At 64.0% G+C, this 22,712-nt stretch carries 20 protein-coding genes; 15 read left to right on the forward strand and 5 right to left on the reverse strand.

Features of this window, described 5'->3' with window-relative positions; translation table 11 throughout:
* Positions 1 to 99 precede the first annotated feature (99 nt).
* The 8 genes from I2488_RS11670 to I2488_RS11705 all read left to right on the forward strand — a co-directional run bounded on the left by I2488_RS11670 (position 100) and on the right by I2488_RS11705 (position 8,429).
* A complete protein-coding gene (locus tag I2488_RS11670; RefSeq protein WP_196275985.1) occupies positions 100 to 993 on the forward strand; it encodes a prephenate dehydratase in 894 nt (297 codons plus the stop codon).
* A gap of 63 nt (positions 994 to 1,056) precedes the next feature.
* The gene (locus tag I2488_RS11675) at positions 1,057 to 1,722 is read left to right on the forward strand and encodes a DUF4129 domain-containing protein (RefSeq protein ID WP_196275986.1); all 666 of its coding nucleotides are present in this window, start codon (positions 1,057 to 1,059) and stop codon (positions 1,720 to 1,722) included.
* A complete protein-coding gene (locus tag I2488_RS11680; RefSeq protein ID WP_196275987.1) occupies positions 1,719 to 3,002 on the forward strand; it encodes a DUF4350 domain-containing protein in 1,284 nt (427 codons plus the stop codon). Before I2488_RS11675 ends, I2488_RS11680 begins: the two co-directional genes overlap by 4 nt.
* A gap of 17 nt (positions 3,003 to 3,019) precedes the next feature.
* Positions 3,020 to 3,976: an AAA family ATPase gene (locus I2488_RS11685; RefSeq protein ID WP_196276091.1), complete on the forward strand. Its 957-nt coding sequence runs from the start codon at positions 3,020 to 3,022 to the stop codon at positions 3,974 to 3,976.
* Positions 3,973 to 5,301, forward strand: a complete 1,329-nt coding sequence (locus tag I2488_RS11690) for a DUF58 domain-containing protein (RefSeq protein WP_246465634.1) — start codon at positions 3,973 to 3,975, stop codon at positions 5,299 to 5,301. Before I2488_RS11685 ends, I2488_RS11690 begins: the two co-directional genes overlap by 4 nt.
* Complete coding sequence (locus tag I2488_RS11695) at positions 5,298 to 6,365, forward strand: stage II sporulation protein M (RefSeq protein WP_196275988.1); 1,068 nt, start codon at positions 5,298 to 5,300, stop codon at positions 6,363 to 6,365. Before I2488_RS11690 ends, I2488_RS11695 begins: the two co-directional genes overlap by 4 nt.
* A complete protein-coding gene (locus tag I2488_RS11700) occupies positions 6,365 to 7,330 on the forward strand; it encodes an RDD family protein (protein WP_196275989.1) in 966 nt (321 codons plus the stop codon). Before I2488_RS11695 ends, I2488_RS11700 begins: the two co-directional genes overlap by 1 nt.
* A 106-nt stretch (positions 7,331 to 7,436) precedes the next feature.
* Positions 7,437 to 8,429 (forward strand): bile acid:sodium symporter family protein, encoded by a 993-nt coding sequence (locus I2488_RS11705; RefSeq protein ID WP_196275990.1) that lies wholly within the window; start codon positions 7,437 to 7,439, stop codon positions 8,427 to 8,429.
* 36 nt (positions 8,430 to 8,465) lie between these two features.
* On the opposite strand, the gene katG is transcribed toward I2488_RS11705, so the two are convergent.
* Entirely contained in the window at positions 8,466 to 10,685 is a 2,220-nt protein-coding gene (gene katG, locus I2488_RS11710) for a catalase/peroxidase HPI (protein WP_196275991.1), read from the reverse strand.
* Positions 10,686 to 11,197: 512 nt separating this feature from the next.
* Between katG and I2488_RS11715 the strand changes: the two genes are divergently transcribed.
* From I2488_RS11715 to I2488_RS11730, 4 genes are all read left to right on the forward strand, one after another.
* Positions 11,198 to 12,457 carry a tyrosine-type recombinase/integrase gene (locus I2488_RS11715; RefSeq protein ID WP_196275992.1) on the forward strand — a complete coding sequence of 420 codons (1,260 nt, stop codon included), beginning with the start codon at positions 11,198 to 11,200 and terminating at the stop codon, positions 12,455 to 12,457.
* 95 nt (positions 12,458 to 12,552) lie between these two features.
* Positions 12,553 to 13,008, forward strand: coding sequence for a DUF6932 family protein (locus tag I2488_RS11720; RefSeq protein WP_214652353.1), 456 nt, complete (start codon positions 12,553 to 12,555; stop codon positions 13,006 to 13,008).
* Entirely contained in the window at positions 13,005 to 14,270 is a 1,266-nt protein-coding gene (locus tag I2488_RS11725) for an XRE family transcriptional regulator (RefSeq protein WP_196275994.1), read from the forward strand. The genes I2488_RS11720 and I2488_RS11725 overlap by 4 nt, the downstream gene beginning before the upstream one ends.
* An 11-nt stretch (positions 14,271 to 14,281) precedes the next feature.
* A complete protein-coding gene (locus tag I2488_RS11730) occupies positions 14,282 to 15,367 on the forward strand; it encodes a beta family protein (protein WP_196275995.1) in 1,086 nt (361 codons plus the stop codon).
* Here the strand turns inward: I2488_RS11730 and I2488_RS11735 are convergent.
* The 4 genes from I2488_RS11735 to I2488_RS11750 all read right to left on the reverse strand — a co-directional run bounded on the left by I2488_RS11735 (position 15,324) and on the right by I2488_RS11750 (position 18,536).
* Positions 15,324 to 15,920 (reverse strand): sce7726 family protein, encoded by a 597-nt coding sequence (locus I2488_RS11735; RefSeq protein ID WP_196275996.1) that lies wholly within the window; start codon positions 15,918 to 15,920, stop codon positions 15,324 to 15,326. The genes I2488_RS11730 and I2488_RS11735 overlap by 44 nt on opposite strands.
* A 66-nt stretch (positions 15,921 to 15,986) precedes the next feature.
* Entirely contained in the window at positions 15,987 to 16,787 is an 801-nt protein-coding gene (locus I2488_RS11740; RefSeq protein WP_196275997.1) for a TIGR02391 family protein, read from the reverse strand.
* The gene (locus I2488_RS11745) at positions 16,784 to 18,214 is read right to left on the reverse strand and encodes a competence protein CoiA family protein (RefSeq protein WP_196275998.1); all 1,431 of its coding nucleotides are present in this window, start codon (positions 18,212 to 18,214) and stop codon (positions 16,784 to 16,786) included. Before I2488_RS11745 ends, I2488_RS11740 begins: the two co-directional genes overlap by 4 nt.
* Positions 18,215 to 18,221: 7 nt before the next feature.
* A complete protein-coding gene (locus tag I2488_RS11750; RefSeq protein WP_196275999.1) occupies positions 18,222 to 18,536 on the reverse strand; it encodes a hypothetical protein in 315 nt (104 codons plus the stop codon).
* A gap of 484 nt (positions 18,537 to 19,020) precedes the next feature.
* Between I2488_RS11750 and I2488_RS11755 the strand changes: the two genes are divergently transcribed.
* The 3 genes from I2488_RS11755 (at position 19,021) to I2488_RS11765 (ending at position 22,691) form a co-directional block, all read left to right on the forward strand.
* Positions 19,021 to 20,214 (forward strand): DUF932 domain-containing protein, encoded by a 1,194-nt coding sequence (locus I2488_RS11755; protein ID WP_196276000.1) that lies wholly within the window; start codon positions 19,021 to 19,023, stop codon positions 20,212 to 20,214.
* Between the two features lie 125 nt (positions 20,215 to 20,339).
* Positions 20,340 to 22,409 (forward strand): ParB/RepB/Spo0J family partition protein, encoded by a 2,070-nt coding sequence (locus I2488_RS11760; RefSeq protein WP_196276001.1) that lies wholly within the window; start codon positions 20,340 to 20,342, stop codon positions 22,407 to 22,409.
* 66 nt (positions 22,410 to 22,475) lie between these two features.
* A complete protein-coding gene (locus I2488_RS11765; RefSeq protein ID WP_196276002.1) occupies positions 22,476 to 22,691 on the forward strand; it encodes a DUF6117 family protein in 216 nt (71 codons plus the stop codon).
* The last annotated feature ends 21 nt before the right edge of the window (positions 22,692 to 22,712 follow it).

The following is a 22,712-nucleotide window of genomic DNA, read 5'->3' on the forward strand; positions in this document are numbered from 1 at the left end:
GCCATCCCGCAGCGCAAGATGGTTTGAAGGCCAAATGCGATCTAGGCAAATTCGAACACGCTTGCCCGAAAGGACGGAGCGGCTTAACGCCCGCGCGTCATGCAAAGCTATCCAGCCCCAGCCCTCGCCCTTGTCGAGCAGATGGCCGCAGCCGCAGCCGCCGATCCGGCCCGCGCGGTTTCTTTCCAGGGCGCGCCCGGCGCAAACTCGCACCGCGCGGCGATGGAAGCCCTGCCCGATTGCCTGCCGCTGCCCTGCTTCTCGTTCGAGGATGCGCTCGATGCCGTGAAGGAAGGTCGCGCAGGACAGGCGATCATCCCGATCGAAAACTCTCAGCATGGGCGCGTGGCGGATATCCACTTCCTACTGCCCGAAAGCGGGCTGTCCATCGTCGGCGAACACTTCCTCGAGATCCACGCCAGCCTGATGGCGCTCGGCGATGGTCCCTTCACCGCCGCCTACAGCCACCCCCAGGCGCTGGGCCAGTCGCGCTTCTATCTGCGCGACCGGGGCATCGTGCCGATGAGCTATGCCGATACTGCCGGCGCTGCAGCCTACATCGCCGAACTCGGCGATCCGACAGTGGCCGCGCTGGCTCCGCGCATTGCCGCCGAACTCTATGGTCTCAAGGTCATCGAGGATAACGTCGAGGACGCACACGACAACACTACCCGATTCGTCATCCTCTCGAAAACGCCGCGAAATCCCGCCACTATCTCCGGTCCGGCTATGACCACCTTCGTATTCGAGGTCCGCAACATTCCCGCCGCGCTCTACAAGGCGCTGGGCGGATTTGCGACGAACGGCGTCAACATGACCAAGCTTGAAAGCTACCAGCGTGGCGCCAGCTTTGCCGCCACCGAATTCTTTGCCGACATCGTCGGTGCCCCCGGCGAACGCCCGGTCGATCTCGCGCTTGAGGAGCTGGGCTTCTTTGCCAAAGACCTGCGAATACTTGGCACTTACCCGATGGAGCGGATTCGCGGCCAGTAAGACCGTCCGAAAGGGCGAAGACTTGCGCTTGCTCCACCATCAGCCTCGTGCAAGGTTGCGCGAGTGACGGCACCTGCAGCGGCGACAGTTCCAGCAAACGACGCGGCCACAGCCGAGGCTGCGTGGCGGTCGATCCGCGAATCGGGGGATATCCAGTTCGCTCCAGTCCCGCCCGACCCGGCCCCGATCACGCCGGATTGGTTGAAAGCGCTTGGCCGCTTCCTTGAATGGCTGCTCTCACCGCTCGGCCGCCTGCTCGGCGGTAGCTGGAGCGTGATCGAGATGGTCATGCTGATCGGCGCAGGTCTTGGCGTCCTGTGGATCGCGTGGAGCCTGCTCTGGCCGCTGTGGCGCGAACGTGGCACCCGCCAGAAAGTGGCCGAGCCAGAATGGACGCCCCGGCGCGAAGAGGCGCTGGCCCTGCTGGAAGACGCGGACCGGCTTGCTGCGCAGGGCCTCTATGGCGAAGCCGCGCACCTCCTGCTAAAGCGCAGCGTCGGCCAGATCGCCCGCGCCCGGCCCGATTGGCTCGCCCCCTCCAGCACCGCGCGCGAGATCGGCATGATCGCAGGCCTGCCCGGAGAAGCGCGCACCGCATTTGGCACCATCGCCAGCCTGGTTGAGCGCGCCCGCTATGCCCTGCGCCCCTTGGGGCCTGACGAGTGGAGCACCGCGCGCGCCGCCTATTCGCGCTTCGCCCTCGCACCGCTGACAGGCACAACCGCTTGAGCACCCCCGCGCCATCCCCGTTCTCCCGCAGCACGCTGATCGGCATGCTGCTGGTCGGCGCGCTCGCGTTCGTCGCGCTGCTGTGGTTCCTCGGCAACGGGACCGGCGGCAATGCCAACAATGGCGGCGCGCACGTCGGTGGTCAGGGCCTCAATGGCTATGCCGGCCTTGCCCGAATGCTCGAAGCAGAGGGACTCGACGTCCAGCGCCAGCGCAACCGCCGCGCGCTCGAGAGCACCGCTGGTCTTCTCATCCTTACCCCGCCAGCCGATGCCGATGGCAAGGAGATCGCCAAGGTTATCGATGCCCACCGCTACTGGGGGCCGACCATCGTCGTGGCGCCGAAGTGGCTGGCCATGAGCACCAATGCCAAGGCTGCCAAGCGCGGCTGGGTGCAGGTCTTCGGCACCCAAGCGCCGGAATGGAAGGGCTTCGCCGACAACGTCACCGTCGAGATCGGCGACGAAAAGTCACCGCCTGCCGGTGGCTGGAAGCTCGGCAACCGTCGCGGCAAGTTCCCCGACGACCGTCAAGTCGAAACGGGCTCAGGCAAGGGCTTCGTCCCCATCCTCACCACCGGCAGCGGCAAGCCCCTCGCCGCGTTTCTCGACGACGACGGCTACTACCCTGCGCTCAACAAGCTTGCCGGGATTGACCCCAATTATGGCGGCGAGGACGAGGACCTCTACCCTGTTGTCCTGGTGTTCGAGCCCGACCTGCTCGACAACTGGGGCTTGGCTGACCGTAACACCGCGATGCTCGCCCGTGATCTCGTGCTGGCCACGGCTGACAATCGCAGCCAACCGATCACCTTCGACATGACCTTCAACGGCTTCGGTGCCAGCCGCAATCTGCTGACCCTCGCGTTCGAACCGCCGTTCCTTGCCGCCACGATCTGCCTTTTCCTCGCCGCGCTGGCGATTGCCTGGCGCGCCTTCAACCGCTTCGGCCCGGCGCTGGCGCAAGCGCAGGAAATCGCGTTCGGCAAGGCGGCGCTGGTCGCCAACGCGGCTGGTCTGATCCGCCGCGCCGGCCGCGTCCACCTCGCCGCTGCGCCCTACGCCGATGCCACCCGCGAGCGTATTGCGCTGACGCTAGGGCTACCCAAGGGTCTCGAACCGCACGAGACCGAGCGTTTGATCGACGCCGCGCAAGTCCGCCGCGCCGTCGCCGGACCACCCTTTTCCGAGGCCGCGCGCCACTTGCGCGATGCGCGCAAGCCCCATGAACTGACGAAGCGCGCCCAAGTGCTGCAGCAGATAGAAAGGCACCTCAAGTGACCGAGACGACCTCAGCAATGTCCCTTGCCGACCTCGGCGCGCTGTCCGGCCGGATCCGCGCCGAGGTCGGCAAGGCGATCGTCGGGCAGGAAGAGGTGCTCGATCACCTGCTCGTCGCGCTGTTCGCGGGCGGCCACGTCCTGCTCGAAGGCCCTCCCGGTACCGCCAAGACCTTCCTGGCGCAGACTTTCGCCGCCACTCTCGGCCTCGATTTCGGGCGCATCCAGTTCACGCCGGACCTGATGCCGGGCGACATCCTCGGCTCCAACCTGTTCAACTTCCAGACCAGCCAGTTCACCCTCACGCGCGGTCCGATCTTCCACGAGTTGCTGCTGGCCGACGAAATCAACCGCACCCCGCCCAAGACGCAGGCCGCCCTGCTTGAAGCCATGCAGGAGCGCCGCGTCACGCTTGATGGCGAAGTCCATGCCCTGTCCGAACGCTTCACCGTTGTCGCCACGCAGAACCCGATAGAGAGCCAGGGCGTCTATCCGCTGCCCGAAGCCCAGCTGGACCGCTTCCTGTTCAAGCTCATCGTCGGCTACCCCTCGGCCGAGGAAGAAGCCCGCATCGTCGCCCGCTATGGCGAAGGCAAGGGCGCACCCAAGCCCGCCGAACTCGGCGTCGTTTCGGTCACCACTGCCGCGGAACTGGGCCGCGCCCAAAGTGCCATCGCCTCCATCACACTCGCCGAATCGATCGTCGATTACGTGGTGCGGCTCGTCCGAGCAACGCGCGAGAGCGGTGACCTTGTTGTCGGCGCCAGCCCCCGCGCTGCCGTTTTGCTCGCCGGTGCCGCCCGCGCCCGTGCCGCGCTCGATGGTCGCGACTATGTGATCCCTGATGACGTAAAGGCCCTCGCCACTGCCGTCCTGCGCCACCGCCTGATGCTCAGCCCCGCTGCCGAGATCGAGGGCAAGCAGGTCGAAACGATTGTCGCCGCGCTGGTCGAAGGCACGGAAGCGCCGCGTTGAACAAGCCTCCCGCCGTGCTGCCTTCGGGCCGAGCGGTCCTGCTCTTCGCAGGCCTTGCTCCGCTGGCGCTGATCGTGGCGGCAGCGGCCCCGGCGGCATGGATCGCCGCGCCAGCTTTCGGCGGCGCGCTGCTCGTGCTGATCGTGCTTGATGGCCTGTTCGCGGGCTCCCTCGACGACGTGCAGGTCCACGCCCCGTCCGATAGCGAAGTCGGCGAACCTGCCACACTCACCGTCGTCGCCTCGCTTGCCCGCGCGCGCAACGGCATCCGCCCTGATGCCGCCATCGCCTGCGACCCGCGCATTGCCGCGGGCGGCCGCATCGCCCTGCCGCTCGCTTTCGCCGATGGCGCATGGAGCGGCACCACCACGATCATCCCCACCCGGCGTGGCACTGGCCAGATCACCCGCCTGTGGCTACGCTGGAGCGGCCCGCTCGGCCTCGCCCACCGCCAAGCCTCGCGCGATCTCGACAGCGAAGTCCGCGTCTGGCCGAACATCGCCCCGGTGCGCAGCCCGGCGCTGCAGATCTTCCTGCGCGATGCCCAGTTCGGCCTGATCGCGCGGCGCATCCGTGGCGAAGGCACGGAATTCGAAGCGCTGGCCGAATACGAACCCGGCATGGACCGCCGCCGCATCGACTGGAAAAGCTCGGCCCGCCACGCCCGCCTCTTCGCCAAGGAATACGAGGTCGAGCGCAACAACCAGATCGTCTTCGCGTTCGATTGCGGTCAGGCGATGTGCGAGCCGATCGAGGGCCTGCCCCGCATCGATCGCGCCGTGACCGCCGCCCTCACCACCGCCTATGTCGCATTGAAGGCGCAGGATCGTGTCGCCCTGTTCGGCTTTGCTGCGCGCCCCGAAGTCGCCACGCCCTTCGTCACCGACAGCCGCGATTTCGCCCGCCTGCAACGCGCTGCCGCCCAGCTGGATTACCATCCGGGCGAGCCCAACTTCACACTGGCCCTCTCCACGCTCGCCGCGCGCCTGCAGCGCCGCTCACTGATCGTGCTGTTCTCCGATTTCTCCGACCCCACCAGCGCCGAGCTGATGGTCGAGAACGTGGGCCGACTGGTCGAGCGCCACCTCGTGCTATTTGTGGTCATGGCCGATGCCGAACTTGCAGGCCTCGCCACCGCCACTGTCACCGACATGCAATCGGTCGCCGAAGCCGTCACCGCTACGACGCTTTCCAGGCAGCGCGCGATCGTGCTTCAGCGCCTCCGCCATCTTGGCGTGCGCGTACTCGAAGCGCCGCATGACCAGATCGGCACGCGGCTGCTCGATGCCTATCTTGCCATCAAGCGCGAAGGGCGCATCGGATGAACTCCGTCACCACAGGCATCGCCCAGAAGATTGGCGGCTGGTTCGCCAAGCCGACCGAAGCAGCCGTCGCTGCCGAACAGGCCGCGTTGCGCTCCGACCGCTTCCGCCTCGAACGCGAAGCCGACTGGAAGCGCCTCGAAGCGGTGCTCAAGCGCATGGAAGCCGGGCGCACGCGCGGCGTTTCGGACGAGGACCTGCTGGCGCTCCCCGCGCTCTATCGCACCGCCGCCTCCAGCCTGTCGATCGCGCGTGAAACCTCGCTGGATGCTGCTCTCGTCGCCTACCTCGAAGCCCTCACCCAGCGCGCGTGGTTCCTCGTCTATGGCCCGCGCGCCTCGCTGTGGTCGTGGTTTCGCGGCTTTGTCGGCGGCGGGTGGAGCGCCAGTGTGCGCGGCCTAGGCATCGATCTGCTGATTGCGCTCGCGCTGATGATCGCGGGCACTGCTGTCGGCTGGCTGCTCGTGGCGTCGAACCCTGATTGGTACTATTCACTCGTTCCCGGCGGCTTTGCCGACGAGCGCGTGCCCGGAGCCAGCCGCGAAGTGCTGCACGGCACGCTATTCGGCAATCAGGACCAGAACGGGATGAGCGTTTTTGCTGCCGGCCTGTTCAGCAACAACGCGCAAGTCTCGATCATGTGCTTCGCGCTGGGCTTCGCCTTCGGCCTGCCGACGATGCTGCTGCTGGTTCACAACACCGCTCTCCTGGGCGCGATGCTCTGGCTCTACCACGGACAGGGCCTGCTGCTCGATTTCGTCGGCTGGCTCGCCATTCACGGCACGACGGAACTGTTTGCGATCCTGCTGGCAGGCGCGGCGGGCATTCACATCGGTCGTGCCATGGCCTTTCCCGGCACCATGTCGGTCATGGATGCCGCAGCAGCCGCAGGTCGCCGCGCCGCGCAGGTGATGACCGGCGTGGTCCTCATGCTGATCGTCGCCGCCCTGCTCGAAGGCTTTGGTCGGCAACTGATCGATTCCACCCCCTCCCGCCTGACTGTCGGGAGCTTCATGCTGGTGCTGTGGACCGGTTACTTCTTCGCCTTCCGTCGGGATGCCCGCTGATGGCGCTGCGCTTGCCCTTCCGCCGCAAGGACAAGTCTTCGCCCCGGTCCCCGCAGGCGTTGCAAGACCGCCGTCGCCGCTTAGTCACCACACCAGAAGGCGTGCCCCTGCCCTTCGTTCTGGCCTCGCGCGGCGCGCGCGCGGCCGCGCTGTTCCTCGATCTCGCCATGATCGTCGGCGCGATGATCGGCACCACGCTGCTCATCGCCTATGCCGCCAACGGCGTGGGCATCAATTTCAACAATGACGATAGCCCAGCCGGGCGTGCAGTGCAGGCGCTAGTCGTGGTCTGGACCATCGCGCTGTTCCTTTTCCGCAACGCGTGGTTCCTGTTCTTCGAACTCGGCCCCCGGGGCGCAACGCCGGGCAAGCGCATAACCGGCATCCGCGTCGCCGCCCGCGCGCGCGGCAAGGACGGCGCGCGGCTGACCACCGAAGCGGTGATTGCCCGCAATCTCGTGCGTGACATCGAACTGTTCATGCCGGTGATCTTCATCATCGTCGCCAGCGTCGAAGGTGGCGATACCGAAATGGCCGCATGGGCAGGGTTGGTCTGGTTCCTGCTCTTTGCGCTGTTCCCCTTCTTCAACCGTGACAGGCTGCGCTGCGGAGACCTGATCGCGGGAACGTGGGTGGTCGAAGCGCCCAAGCGCAAGCTGGAGCAGGCCCTTTCGGTCAGCGATGGGGCACGTGGCGTCTCGCAGGCCACCGGCGTCCAGTACCGCTTCAGCGATGCCGACCTTGCCGTCTACGGCGAATTCGAACTCCAGGTCCTCGAACGGGTCCTGCGCGAGAACCGCGAGGATGCCCTGCGCGACGTTGCCCGGACGATATGCGGCAAGATCGGCTGGAACGCGGGCGCAGGTGACGAGCGCGCCTTCCTCGAAGCCTACTACGCCCAGTTGCGCGCCCGCCTCGAAACCGGCATGCGCTTCGGCAAGCGCAAGGCGGACAAGCACGGTTGACCGGCATCGGCCTCGATGGACAGCACGGCCCGATCACTTTACCGCTGCGATCTCAGCGCTTACGCGGCTTGAAATCCCAGACACTGCTTGAAGGACCTCTCACGGAATGACCCGGCGCCATACCCTCCGTCAGGTCGTAACCTTGCTGGATCCATTTCTCCTGGCGCTGATCGCCACGGTTTTTCTCGCCAGCCTCTTGCCCGCACGCGGGGCAATGGTTCCGGTGGTCGGTGCTGCGGCCGATGCAGGGATCGTGCTCCTGTTCTTCCTGCACGGCGCCAAGCTTTCGCGTGAGGCGATATGGGAGGGTGCACGCAACTGGCGGCTGCACCTCGCGGTCCTCGCCGCAACGTTCGTGCTGTTCCCGGTTCTCGGCCTTGCGGCACGGGCCTTGCCGTTCCTTCCCGCCGAGTTCGGCGCAGGCCTGCTGTTCCTCGCCCTTCTGCCCTCGACGGTCCAATCCTCGATCGCGTTCACCGCGATCGCCCGGGGCAACGTGGCTGCGGCAGTTTGCGCGGCATCGTTCTCAAACTTCGCTGGCATCTTCCTCACCCCCGCGCTCGTGGCGCTGCTGATGGGCGGGACGACCGGCGGCTTCTCGTGGAGTTCAGCCGAAACCATCGTCCTGCAACTGCTCCTGCCCTTCGTCGCCGGACACCTGCTACGTCCGTGGATCGGCGGTTTCGTCGCCCGCAACAAGGCGTGGCTGGGCAAAGTCGATCGCGGTTCGATCCTGCTTGTCGTCTATGCCGCGTTCGGTGCGGCGGTGGTCGAAGGCCTGTGGCAGCGCGTGGCTCCTCTAAGCCTGCTGGTGCTGACGCTGGTATGCCTTGTCCTGCTCGCCCTAGTGCTCGTCGCGACCTGGCAAACTGCCAAAGCCATGAACCTCCCGCGCGAAGATGCGGTAGTGCTGCTGTTCTGTGGCTCCAAGAAGAGCCTCGCGTCCGGGGTGCCGATGGCTGGCGTCCTGTTCCCCGCTGCCTCGGTCGGCATCGTGCTGCTGCAGGTCATGGTGTTCCACCAGCTTCAGCTCATCGCCTGCGCCCTGATCGCGCCTCGTCTGGCCGAGAGCGCCCCGGAACAGGAAACGGCGGCGTAGCCCGAAACTCCGCCGCCGCTCGCTAATGCCTTTCGATCAGAACCGGTCGGCGTTCATCACCTTGGTCCACGCCGCGACGAAGTCGGTCACGAACTTCGCCTTCGCGTCATCCGAGGCATAGACTTCGGCCACGGCGCGCAGCTCGGAGTTGGAACCGAACACCAGATCGACCGGCGTCGCGGTCCACTTTGCCGCACCGCTGGCCCGGTCCTTGCCTTCATAGAGCCCCGGCGTCGCCGACTTCGCCCACACAGTGTCCATCGACAGCAGGTTGACGAAGAAGTCGTTGCTAAGCGTGCCCGGACGGCTGGTGAACATACCCGCCTTGGATCCGCCCGCATTGGCACCAAGCACGCGCATCCCGCCAATCAGCACCGTGGTCTCAGGCACGGTCAGCCCCAGCATGTCCGCCTTGTCGACCAGCGCCTCCGTCGGCCCGTAGAACGAATCCGCCGCATAGTAGTTGCGGAAGGCATCTGCCTTGGGCTGCAGGTAGCCGAAGGACTCGACGTCGGTCTGCGCCTGCGTCGCATCGACCCGGCCCGGCGTAAACGGAACGCTCACGTCCTGACCAGCCGCCTTGGCCGCCTGCTCGATGGCCGCATTGCCGCCCAGCACGATCAGGTCAGCAAGGCTCACCTGCTTGCCGCCCTTCGCCGCCTTGTTGAAGCTGCCACGGATTTCCTCAAGCTTGGCCGTCACCTTGGCCAGCTCAGCCGGATCGTTCACAGCCCAGTCCTTCTGCGGAGCAAGCCGCACGCGGGCACCGTTGGCGCCGCCGCGCATGTCGGTCGCGCGGAAGGTCGAGGCCGAGGCCCACGCCGCCCGCACCAGTTCACCGGTGGTCAGGCCCGACGACAGGATCGAACCCTTCAGCGCCGCAACGTCAGCGGCATCGACCGGAGCGTAAGTCGCCTTGGGCAGCGGGTCCTGCCACACCATCGTCACCTTCGGCGCATCCTTGCCGAGGTAGCGCGCCTGCGGCCCCATGTCGCGGTGGGTCAGCTTGAACCACGCGCGGGCAAAGGCATCGCTGAACGCCTGAGGGTTTTTCTTCCAGCCCAGCGTGATCTTGCGGAAGCCTGGGTCCTCGCGCAGCGCGATGTCGGTGGTGAACATGATCGGCGCATGGCGCACGTCGGGCCGGTGCGCATCAGGCACGAGGTTCGCCGCCGCCGGGTCCTTGGGGATCCACTGTGTCGCGCCTGCCGGGCTCTTGGTCTTGACCCACTCGAAGCCATAGAGGTTGTCGAGATACTGCGTGGTGAAGGCAATCGGATTGGCCGACCATGCGCCTTCGAGTCCGCTGGTCACGGTGTCCTCGGCATTGCCCTTGCCGCACTTGTTGGCCCAGCCGAGGCCCTGCTGCTCGATCGTGCCCTGTCCGGGATCCTTGCCAACGCAGTCGTCCGGCTTGTGTGCGCCATGCGCCTTGCCGAAGGTGTGGCCACCGGCGATCAGCGCGGCCGTCTCCTCGTCCGTCATCGCCATCGCGCCGAAGGCACGGCGGATATCTGCCGCGGCCGCCAGCGGGTCAGGCACGCCGTTCGGACCTTCAGGGTTCACGTAGATCAGGCCCATCTGGGTGGCGCCCAGCGGCCCCTTGAGGTTGCCCTTGCCATCGCGGCGCTTGTCGTCGAGCAGCTTGGTCTCCGGCCCCCAGAACACCAGATCGGGCTGCCAGGCATCGACGCGCCCGCCGGCAAAGCCCAGCGTCTTGAAGCCCATGTCCTCCATGGCGACATTGCCGGTGAGGATCATCAGGTCGCCCCACGAAAGCTTGCGCCCGTACTTCTGCTTGATCGGCCAGACGAGGCGCCGGGCCTTGTCGAGGTTGACGTTGTCCGGCCAGGAATTGAGCGGTTCGAAGCGCAGTTCGCCACCGTCCGAACCGCCGCGCCCGTCACCGGTGCGATAGGTACCAGCGCTGTGCCAGGCCATGCGGATGAAAAACGGGCCGTAGTGGCCATAGTCTGCGGGCCACCACGGCTGCAGCGTCGTCAGCACCTTGCGGATATCGGCCTTCACCGCATCGAGATCGAGCGAGGCGAACTCCTTGGCGTAGTCGAAGTCCGGACCATAAGGATTGGCCTTGGTCGCCTCGTTCTGGCGCAGCGCGGTCAGGTCCAGCGTCTTCGGGTACCATTCCTTCGCCGCTGGCTCGCTCGTCGGCGTTGTAGTTTCGGCCAAGGCGGCGCTGCCGAGCGGCATGGCGGCTGCCAGTACGGCGGCGAGCGCGATCCTGCTGATCTGCATGAGTTTCTCTCCTCCTGTTGCCCCGCGCAGCGGCGGGCTGGCAATCGGATAAATCACTCAAAATCGGCAGACCAACGGGTTAGTCCTATCACAGTTATCGGCGTGGTCGTTCATCTGGAAGCAATCTGGCAATAAATTCGATCTCAGACAAAGAGCTTGGAACCACGCTCCCGTTAGCTTGCCGCGATGAGCCGGTTAAACGACGCAAGGGTTCCCCGAAGGGATGATCCAACCTTGAAATCTGCGATGTGGTGAAGTGAGAAACTGGAGCGGGCGAAGGGATTCGAACCCTCGACCCCAACCTTGGCAAAATGCCGGATTGCATCTGCCGAGACCACTCCAGAGCCCGCTATTGAACTCTATCCTTCTGAATATAAGCGCAAATATCGAAACGACGCTACGCTAGGACTACCCAATTCCAACCTGTCGTTTCTTCCCGCTCGCTTACATTGTGCGTACATTGCCACGGACTCCGGCTTGTGTAAGCAAAACGTCCGAAAGGACAAGCCGGCATGGGCAAGCTCACCAAGACAGCAATCGACGCGCTCGCGATCCCTGCGAAGGGACAGGCGTTCCTGTGGGATTCGGAGCTGCGCGGATTTGGCGTCCGCGTCATCCCGTCAGGCCTCAAGGCATTCGTGCTTCAATACCGGAACGAGGAAGGGCGCAGCCGCAGGATCGTGATCGGTCGCTATGGCGTCCTCACCGTCGAACAAGCGCGCAAGCAGGCGATCTTGAAGTTGGCAGCGGTCGTCGGCGGTGCCGACCCGGCCGAGGAGCGAGCGCAGTCCAGGGCAGCCATCACGATCCGGGAAGTCTGCAATTGGTATCTCGAGAACGCCGAAGCCGGGATGATCCTCGGCCGCAAGCACAGGCCGATCAAGGCTTCTACGCTGGCCATGGATCGCAGCCGGATCGAGACGCATATCGTGCCTTTGATCGGCACTCGGCAAGTCCGCGCCTTGCGCATCGCCGACATCGAAAAGATGCAAATGGACATCGTTGCTGGAAAGACGGCCAAACCCCGGAAGGAAGGTGGGCGCGGTGGCAAGGCTGCGGGTGGGCCGGGCGTTGCCGGACGCGCCGTCTCGACGCTGCAAAGCCTCCTTTCCCATGCGCTTCGCTATGACATCGTCGAGAACAATCCCGCAGCGGGCGTTCGCAAGATCGCCGGCAAGCCCCGCACGCGCCGGCTCAATGCAACTGAGATCCGTGGCCTCGGCGAAGCAATGGAAATCGCCGAACGGAACGGAGAAAATCCGACTGGCCTCGCCGCAGTCCGAGCGCTGCTGCTCACCGGCTACCGCATTTCCGAGGTCATCGGCATGGAACGGAGTTGGCTCCACGCTGACCGCGGATATGTCCACTTCCCCGACACCAAGACCGATGGGCAAGTGCGCCCGATCGGCCAGGCAGCGATCCAGTTGCTCGAATCCCTGCCAAAGAAGCGCGGACTGTCGCTGTTCTTCCCGTCGGACTTTGTAGACCGGCCCTACTCGGGCGTTCCTGAAACCCTGCGCGCCTTGTGCGCAATCGCAGGGATCAAGGGCGTCACGCCGCATGTGCTCCGCCATACCTTCGGCAGTGTCGCGGGCGACATGGGCTTTTCGGAGCTGACCATCAAGGCGCTGCTCGGTCATGGCGCGCGGGGCTCAACCCAGAACTATGTCCACATCGACGAAGCCTTACGGCTCGCGGTCGAGCGAGTTTCGACCAAGATCGAAAACCTCCTCAACGGGCGCGAGTCCACCATTCTCCGGCTCGCCGCTTAGCCGGCAACCCTCGGTATTCTCCGCATTAGGCGAGAACAAAATCAGACTCGACAAACGAACAACACAATTATATTGTTGTGTTCATGATACCGGACTTGATCGAGCTGGGCTCGCCTTGCCCTTGGGCCGTGCTGCCGCCAGGCATTCACGACACGACCCTTGCTGAGGTCGAGGCGCGCTTCGCGACGACACCGCACCGCAAGTGGCTGTTCGATGGCTTTGTCCGCATGGCCCAGGCTCTTGCCTCCGCCGGTTGTAGCTACGTCTATCTGGACGGGAGCTTCGTAACCGCGAAACCCCACCCCGGCGACTATGACGGCTGCTGGGAGCATGTCGGGGTGGATCCGGCCAAGCTCGATCCGGTCCTTCTCGATTTCGACAACAAACGCGCAGCGCAAAAAGCAAAATACCTCGGCGAGATGTTTATTGCCGGGATGCCCAATGGTCCGAGCGGCCCATTCCTCGACTTCTTCCAGGTCGAGAAATCGTCAGGCCAGCCCAAGGGTATTCTCCGCATCCCGCTCGCGCCGCTGAAAGGAGCGACGCCATGATCACCAATGAAAAGCAGTACAGGTCAACCAAGGCTTCGATTGAGAAGCTGGAAGGCGCCGTTGCCGCCCTGGAAGCCCCCACTGACAATTTCCCGGAAGTGTTCGCCAAGGCGCAACGCTCGGCTCTTCGCAGCCAGATCGACGAACTGGCGGAAGAGGTCCGGTTCTACGAAGACCTGCGCGCCGGCAAGATCTCTGCCTTCTCGGCCGAGAGCCTCCATGACCTTCCAGACATCCTCATCCAGGCGCGCATCGCGCGTGGCATGAGCCAGAAGGACCTAGGCGACTTCCTTGGCGTCGCCGAGCAGCAGATCCAGCGCTACGAATCCGACCGCTACCGCATGGCGAGCCTCGACCGCTTGACTGAGGTGGCCGATGCCCTGAACGTGCGCATCGTCGAGCGTGCCCAACTGGTCGGAAGCCCGAAACTCGATAGCGTCGATCCGAATGTCTGGCAGGCCTTTCCGCTCGCTGAAATGTACAAGCGTGGATGGTTCGAGGATTTCTCAGGGACGCTCTCGCAGGCGAAGAAGGCCGCAGGCGATCTGATCCCGGCGTTCTTGCACGGCGCGCATTCGCAGTTTGTGCCGATGGCATTGCACCGCAAGTCGGTGCGTTCCAGCGGGCAAGTGCATGAGGCCGCCATTGCCGCGTGGGAAGCGCGCGTTCGAACCCTTGCGGATCGCAATCCGCCCGAACGGGCATTCGACCGAGATCGACTCACTACCGATTGGGTACGCGGCTTGGTTGCTCTCAGCCTCGACGACAACGGCCCGCGTATCGCGGCCGATTATCTGCGCGACGCGGGCATATCACTTGTGATCGAACGTCACCTGCCGGGCACACTGCTCGACGGTGCCGCGCTGGCATCGGCCGATCATCATGCGATTGTCGCGATGACGCTGCGCCACGACCGGCTCGACAACTTCTGGTTCACGCTCCTCCACGAGATCGGACATCTCAAGCTACACATCAGGTTGGGCGAGTACGCGGCGATCTTTGACGACAATGATTCGCCGGCCGCCGACAAGGTTGAGCAGGATGCCGACTATTTCGCTCAGGAAGCGCTGATCCCGGAAGCGAGCTGGAACCTCGCGGTGTCGCGGTTCACCCGGAACGACAAGTCGGTAATGGCCGATGCCAAGCGCTTTGGTGTTTCTCCCTCGGTAATCGCGGGTCGGATCCGGCGAGATGCGAATGACTACACCCTGTTTCGCACGCTTGTGGGCAACGGCGAAGTACGCCGCCAATTCGAACTTTGAGGGGCGACGCTATGCCGATCACGCACACAGACTACGTTCCGATCCTCAAATGGCGGTTAGGCGAATACCAGGCGCTCTTGCGCCTGCCCGACGCCGTCAAGGACAGAACCGTTCCTCTTATCGAAATCACCCCCCCAGATTTCGATTTCGACACTTGGACTCCTTCGAAGTCGATCGACGATCACCTCGCAAAGTTTGCCGCTCGCTTTCGCGCAAAATGGGGAACGCGCCTTGCGCTGCTCGACTGCGGGCTGCTGGATCCGGCTGAGGTGATGCAGGGCGGCAAGCATCCAATGCAATACCTGTGCGAGGAGGCTTTCGCGCGGGGCGCAACGCTTATCCCGGTCATCAGACTCGACAGCAACGCAGCCTACCGTTCGGCCGTGAAGGCCGCGAACGCGATGATGCAGACCGGGGTCGTATTGCGTTGTTCTCTCGATGAAGCCTTGGATCCCGCCTTCGACGCCAATGTGGGTGCAATTCTGCAGCAGCTCGGTGTGATCATTGCCAACTGCGATGTGGTTCTCGATCTCGAAGCCCCAGCCTGGGATCCACAAGAGGTACTGATCAACATCGTCACCGCTGCGATCCAGGCATCAAATACTATGGCGACTGCGCGCAGTCTCATTCTTTCGGGCACGTCATTTCCGGCTTCCATGGCAGAGGTCACCGGCCCAATCCAATTCTGGCCGCGGCGGGAATGGACGTTTTTCAGGGCGCTTTCGACTGCTCTGGGAGAGACTGTCCGCAAACCGACATTTTCTGATTATGCCATTGCCGCCAATGGTTACACACAGATGGATATGAGGAAAGTGAAGCCTTCGGCGACGATCCGCTACGCCTGTGACGATGGCTGGATTATTGCCAAGGGCGTCAACGTGCGTGACAACGGCTTCGGGCAGTATCGGGGATGCAGCGGCACGGTCACAGGTTCAGCCCATTTTCTTGGCTCGGGCTTCTCGCCTGGCAGCGATTATATCGAGCAATGCCGAGACGGGATTGCGAGCACCGGGAGCCTGTCCACATGGCGGTGGGTCGGCTCAAACCATCACATCACAAAAGTGGTGGCCGATCTCGCCACGATGTTCGGGCCTTGAGAGTCTCACGAACAGTCTGTGAGAGACGGCGCAGCGGCAACCTATCAACCAACATCTTGTAGAGCATAGCCCGTGGTGTTCGGAGTTCTCGCTCCGGAACGCCAAGGCCTCGCAAGATCGCCTGCGCCTCAGGGCGCCAGAGCAGGCGCGCCAGAACGAGCGGATCGATGCCCTTATTTGCCTTCTCCGCACGCACGCGCCGAAACTTCACGCCCCGGCTTGCGCCACGTTCTGCAACCATGACGCCCCACCAGTCTGGGACAATCGCCATGGCTGGCTCGAGATGCTTCGGCGCAACGATCAACAAAGCCTTGTCAACGACCTCGCCGTAGGCTGCCACCTGTCGAGGCAGGCGGTCCAGCGTATCGGCCTCTGCCTTGATTTCGACGCCACGTATGTGGCCGTTGATCACTGCGATATCGATCCGGCAACTGCCGTGATCGAGGCCAAGTTCGTCGATTACGAGGGTGTCGGGACAGGCTTGGGCATGCGTCAGCAGCCGCCGATAGGCGGCTTGCCTTACATCACTGTCCCGAAGCGGTCTCGAAGCCATGTCGAATCGATAGCCGCGGGAATAGCCCCGGCGCAACGGCCAATCTTACGCTGGGCTTGTCATGTCCTATCCGCGCGCCGGCATGTGGCTGGCATCGAGACGACGATGGATCAACGAAACCAAGGTCAAAAGATCCTGCGCGTCGCCTTTGGACATCGGCCAGTGAATGCGAGGCTCATGCGCTGTCGGGTTGCGGAACATGCCGAAAGTTCCTTTCACGAGATTGGCGAAGCCGCGCTGTTCCCCCCTTTCGCTTTCGCTCGAAAGCGGGTTGATCGCGATCATTGGAGGAGTCCCGCACAGGGCGCGACCCACCAGCGTCGCGCCATCATCGGTCAAGCCCGTTTTCGCACGCATTTTGGCCGCGACGCTCTTCACGGCCTCCTGGACGGCATGGAAATAGTCGTCCGCCACCAGTTCGGCGCGGCAAAAAACGAGCACATCCGCATGGGCACCTCGCGTTTCAAGGTCGCACCGCAATTCGTTTGCTCGACGCTGGGCTTCGGTCAGTGTCGTTGCGACAGGGACGGATTCGAGTGCGCCGGCTTCGGTTACGACCAGCCCGGCAAACGCCAGTGCGAAGTTCAATTTTGTCCGCATCGGCTCGAAGCGCTCGGGTTGGCGAATATAGCGCGCCGGCTTCATGGCATGCCGAATGAAGCCGAGAATCCGTGTGCGATCCCGCCTCTGGTTCTGGCTGTCCGCGAATGCGTTGTAGATTCTCGTGCGCTTGGTGATCGGTCCAGGATCGGTCATGCCGCACGTGGCAATGAGCAGTTCGATCTCCGCGCCCTTCAAACCGATGTCGGTATCGCCGAGGGCACCGGCGATCGCTTCGAGTTCCGCCTGCGAGAACAGCGGCTTCATTGCGCGGCCGCCAGGTCGGCGATCGGTTCTTTGGGGCTTGGAGATGCCCAACATGGCAACTGCCCCAGATCGTCAAGCTCCGCCCTGACCAGGCCATCCAGCACTTCCGGGAACAGGCGTGCCATGGCTCGCCACAGCGGATGGTCCTCCTTGACCTGAGTGTCGGTCGCCTGGGCTTCCGCAATTATCCGCTTGAGCGAGGGCTTTTCGAGCAAATCCGACAATGCCGTTGCTCGAACGAAGGTCTCGATCAGGCTGGCGCAGTGTTTGAAATCCGCCCCGCTGAGCTTGCTGTTCAGCATCGACAAAACGGCGCTGTCGCCGGAGAACTTGGTGACATGAAGGATAGGTCGCCCGGCCTCCGCGCTGTGCGCAATCGAACACAAGATCGCGTAGAGCACTGCAGTATGTGCTCGGGCACGGTGGGACCGCTCTGTCCAAAAATCCCGCTCCCACTGCCACAGACCGGGAACAGCGGCCTTCATGTCGGCCCAGCCATCTTCATGGTGTTCGCTGTATTCCGGCGAGTTCGGCCGTTCCTTGCCAGCCTTTTTCATGGCATCCCACCAACGCGACCGATGCTGCTTGCACCGCTGTTTCAAGGCCTCCGACCGACAGTCCTCCACAAAGGCTGACCGTCCTGCGCCAGTCTGCAACTCATCCAGTCCGATCATTCTCGGCACACGCCAGCCGCCAAGACCATCTTCCAGGAAGCACTTCAGGACCAACGTCCCACGCTCGATCGATACCGCCTCTGTCTCGTCATCGAAAACAAAAGCATTGCCGCGCTGCATGGCGACGACATCATGAAACCCCTGAGGCATAGGGTCTTCAAGTGAATTGAAGATCCATACCAGGGCGACGCCTTCGGAATCATAATGTACATGGCGGGCCGCGATTTCCGGTGCAAACGGCTTCGACAGCTGCACTTCAAGCGCAAAGCGCCCGACGTCGCTCAGGTCAGCATAGACATCCGGCCAGCGACCACGTTTGTGGATTTCGGGTCGCAAGTAGGTGTTCACGGCAGTGTGCGTGCAACGCGGATCGGCCTTGACCAGCTGCTCGATTGTTGAACAGAGTCGGCGGTGCAGCGCGGATTCCTGATGCCCCTGGTATTGAGCCGCTCGAGTGTCATCGGGGCGCAGATTGTTGCCTTCGTACCAGGGGCACTGCCTGTCCGCTTCCGGGTAGTGCGCGTACATGGGGATGTGTCCGTCCCTGGTCGCTTGCACCCTGATGAAAACGCCACCTTCGCAGATCCTGCACCGAGCGAGTGGTTTGGACCGATCCTCGCGTCGCCGCACGTTGATCTGTGATCGCAGGTGACCCCATCCGGCGCGGGGCATGTCCATCAACTGCTCGATCGGGACCGCACCTCGAGGAAGTTCGAAATCGGCGATCAGGATGGTGCGCTGATGACGGCTCACGACTACGTCACTCTGGAAGTTCGGGCTTGGCAATCCAGTCCAAGGCCTCCAGACCGGATGCGACCTCTCCTCCAAATCGCCGAATTCGGACCACGTGGTAAGTGTCCACCTGCTCCAGTCGAACCAGCCCATCCTTTTCAAGGCGATCCAGTAGATCGGCCATGGTGCGGCTCGATGCCGTGAGGCCAATCGTAGCGAGCCATGTCTCCAGAAACCTGCTGTTCGTTCCGCCTTCTTTGGCAAGCACATCCAGAATCGCCCTGGCCTGAAGACTCGTGCGTATCGTTTCGAGCGATGCGGGAAGATTAGGTCGGCTTGTCATGGGGTAACCATAATTGAACGTCTCAAGAAGGCAAACATAACAGGAACGAAATCCCCCAAACGGAAGGGGAATGCCTTCCCCTGAGCCGGAGCCGCTACGCTGTCTCCGCCTACCCCTTCATGCGGGGGCACCCCGCAACGCCCCGAGACGCAGAGCGGGGCTGGTGGCGCGCACGGTCCCGCGCGCAGTTCCTGCGCGCTCCTGCGGGCGCGGCGTCCAACCAGGAGGCCCCGCACGCACTCTGCCTCCGGCGGCCAGGTGTGCATGTCCAGGCTCGGAAAGCCGACAGACCCCGCCTTTCCGCCTGCACGGGCAGGAAAGCGACCACCGCCTCCATCAGGGTGCGGTTTCTTGTCTTGGTAATCTCGCTGGCCGCTCGCGCGACGCCCAGCATCAGCAGGTAGAGTGTGAGGATGGCGGGCTTCGCCGTGACGGGATGAGGGTCGAGAGAGAGGCTCCCGGCCGCCCGTCATGGAGATTTCCCATGAACATGCAGGTTCTCGATGCGCGCCGCGATGTCGGCGGCGGCTACAAGGTCGATGTCTCACGCGGCCAGAGGGTTGGTCGGGTTTCGTCGGAGTGGTTTTCGCGTCCCGACGATGAACGGTTTCTTTCGCTTGGCGATCTGGCCCGCTCGGTGCGTGGCCGCTCGGAGCGCAGCCGGACCCGCGTCGTCGAAAGCGCGCTGATCCACGTCGAGGCAAATCGCAACGATCCCGAGCGCCTGGCGCTGTTGTTGCCCGGCGCGGATGCACCGCTCACGCCGACCCACTGGAGCTTCGGCCAGCTCGCAAGCCAGGTCGGTGCCCCCGCTGCCTATCTTCGCCAGCTTCCCGCGCCATTGGCGGCGATCAACCTCCAATATGGCCTGACCTCGAACCGGACCGAGCAGATCAAGACGCTCGAAACCGACAACGGCAGACTTGAACTGCGCGCAGTGACCGGCCCCGATTATGGTCGGATCTACGACCATGAGCTCGTCGAAGCTGTGCAGAAGATCGCAGGCAACGGCACAGGCGACACGCGCTGGAAGGTTCCGGGCGTGCTCGACTGGTCGACCGGAACCTACAATCCCCGCGTCGACATCTCGAAGGACACGACCACCCTCTACGCCTCGGACCGGGACGTTTTCCTGTTCCTGGTCGACGATCTCAACCCGATCGAAGCAGGCCGCCTACCCGACGGATCGCCCGATCTCTTCTTCCGCGGGTTCTACTGCTGGAACTCCGAGGTCGGGGCGAAGACGCTGGGCATGGCGAGCTTCTACCTGCGCGCCGTTTGCCAGAACCGGAACCTGTGGGGCGTGGAGGACTTCGAGGAAATCAGCATCCGCCACAGCAAATATGCGGCGAACCGTTTCGCGCACGAAGCCGCACCGGCGCTGGAAGGCTTCGCCAACTCCTCTCCGCTGCCCTTCGTCAACGGCATCAAGGCGGCGCGCGAACGCATCGTAGCCCGGACCGACGAGGACCGCAGCGACTTCCTCAGGGCACGCGGGTTTTCCAAAGCCGAGACCGGCAAGATCATCGAAACCGTGCTCGCCGAGGAAGGTCGTCCACCGGAATCGATCTTCGACTTCGTACAGGGGATCACCGCGCTCGCCCGCGACAAGGCCCATCAGGACGCCCGGCTCGACATGGAGGGCAAGGCGAAGAAGTTGCTCGACCGGGTCCATTGAGCCCGGGCCATCACGGTATTGCTCAAGCGTGGCGCTGCCCTCTCCAGAGTGAGAGGGCGGCGCTTCGCTTCGTGACGGGTCGAGGCCGAGAGAAAGGCTCCCGGCGCCCGTCATGGAGAATTGCCATGACCAAGTCTGTTCCCAAGCTCGTGCTCAGTTCCTCGCGCGACATCCCGTTCTCGCAGCTGGTGCTGAGCCAGAAGAACGTCCGGCGCGTGAAGGCGGGTCTCTCGATCGAGGACCTTGCCGAAGACATCTATCGCCGCACCCTGCTCCAGAGCCTCAACGTCCGCGCCATGCTGGACGATAATGGCCAGGAAACCGGTTTGTTCGAGGTTCCGGCCGGGGGCCGCCGCTTCCGCGCGCTCGAACTGCTGGTGAAGTCGAAGCGTATGGCAAAAGACCAGCCCGTCCCCTGCGTGGTGCGCGAGGGCGGCATCGCCGAAGAAGACTCGCTCGCCGAAAACGTGATGCGCGAGGGGCTCCACCCGCTCGACCAGTTCCGCGCTTTCAGCGCGCTGATCGAGGCAGGTTTCTCGGAGGAGGACATCGCGGCGCGCTTCTTCGTCTCGGTCTCGACCGTGCGGCAGCGCCTGCGGCTCGCGTCGGTCTCACCCAGTCTGCTCGATGTGTACGGCGAAGACGGCATGTCGCTCGAACAACTCATGGCTTTCTCGGTCACCGACAACCATGCCCGCCAGGAGCAGGTCTGGGAGCAGGTGAATGGCAGCCAGTACATCTCCGCGCACCAGATCCGCCGGTTGCTGACCGAACAGGCGATTGCCGCCAGTGACCGCCGTGTCCGCTTCATCGGCATCGACGCCTACACCGAGGCCGGCGGCTATGTGATGCGCGACCTGTTCTCGGCCGAAGAGGATGGCTGGTTGCAGGATCCGGCGCTGGTCGAATTGCTGGTGAACGAAAAGCTCAATGAAGCGGCGCAGGAAATCGGCGCCGAGGGCTGGAAATGGGTCGAAGCCGCCATCGACCTTCCTTTCGGCTGCGAGCGCGGCAAGCGCCGGATCATCGGCACGACGGTTCCGCTGACCGACGAGGAACAGGCGCGGCTGGATGCACTGGTCGAGGAATACGATGCCATCGGCGAGGAATACCGCGATGGCTGCGACCTGCCCGACGAAGTCGATGCCCGGCTGACCGAGATCGATGCCGAGTTGACACCGCTCACCTCTCGCCCGGTGGTCTATGAACCCGAAGAGATGGCACGCGCGGGCGTGTTCGTCTCGCTGGCCCATGATGGTCGGCTGCGGATCGATCGCGGCTATGTCCGGCCCGAGGACGAACCGGTTGCCGACGACCGGGGCATATCAGTCGATCGCGAATCAGGCCAGCAGGGAACCGGCCCGGCGATCAGCGTTGGCGGTCAGGTCCAGGATGAGCACCAGGGCGATGAGGAGGACGACACCATCCGCCCGCTTCCCGACAGGCTCGTTTCGGAGCTGACGGCCGTGCGCACGGTGGCGCTGCGCAATGCTCTCGCGCAGGATTCACAGGCGGCATTCATTGCCGTTCTCCACGCACTCGCCCTGTCGGTGTTTCGGCCGCACGGCACCCATGGCTGCGTGCAGATCGGCGTCACCCAGGCCTGGCTCGGCAATGTCGCTCCGGACCTGCGGGAAACGCCGTGGAGCCTGGCGATCCAGGAACGGCACGAGCAGTGGGCGGCGCGCCTGCCCGACGAGCCTGGCGCGCTGTGGGATGCGCTAACCGCGCTCGCCCACAACGAGCAGATGGCGCTTCTCGCTCACTGCGTCTCGCTCGGCGTCAACGCGCTGTTCGAACCGGTCAAGGGCTACGGCGGCCAGATAACCGCACACGGCATTGCCTCCCGGATCGCTGCGGCTGATGCCCTGGCATCGGTCGTCGGCCTCGACATGGCCGAGGCAGGCTGGACCCCCACAGTCGACAACTACCTTGGCCGCGTGACCAAGCCCCGGATCGTCGAGGCCGTCCGCGAAGCCAGGGGCGATGCGACCGCCGTGCTGATCGAGCATCTCAAGAAGGGCGACATGGCGCGCGAGGCCGAACGGCTGCTTGAAGACACGGGCTGGCTACCCGAACCGCTGCGACTGCCAGTTGTCGAAGCTGCCGAAAAGGAAGCGCCTGACACTGAGCTGCCCGACTTCCTCAATGACGAGGATAACGAGTTCGATCCGTTGGCGATCGCCGCCGAGTGAACCGGTGCGCGGGGCGGCTTCGGTCGCCCCGCCATCTCCCGATGTTCCCAAAACCAGGAGCCGCCGATGGCTATCCCCGAATATGCCCGCACCAACTTCCAAACGCTGCTGAGGGCAGCTCGCGAAGACAACCTCGCGCTGATGGAATGCACCGAGGTCGGCAGCGGTGAGACCCGCTATGTCCTTTGTGCAGTTGGCCGCGATGGCGACGCCTATGTGATGACTCCGTTTGGTCATCCCGCCCCCGGCAACCCTTACGAGGCCTACATTCCGCCCGCTTGAGCGCGGCCAGGCATCACCACA

The sequence above is a fragment of the Novosphingobium jiangmenense genome (assembly GCF_015694345.1).
Taxonomy (GTDB): Bacteria; Pseudomonadota; Alphaproteobacteria; order Sphingomonadales; family Sphingomonadaceae; genus Novosphingobium; species Novosphingobium jiangmenense.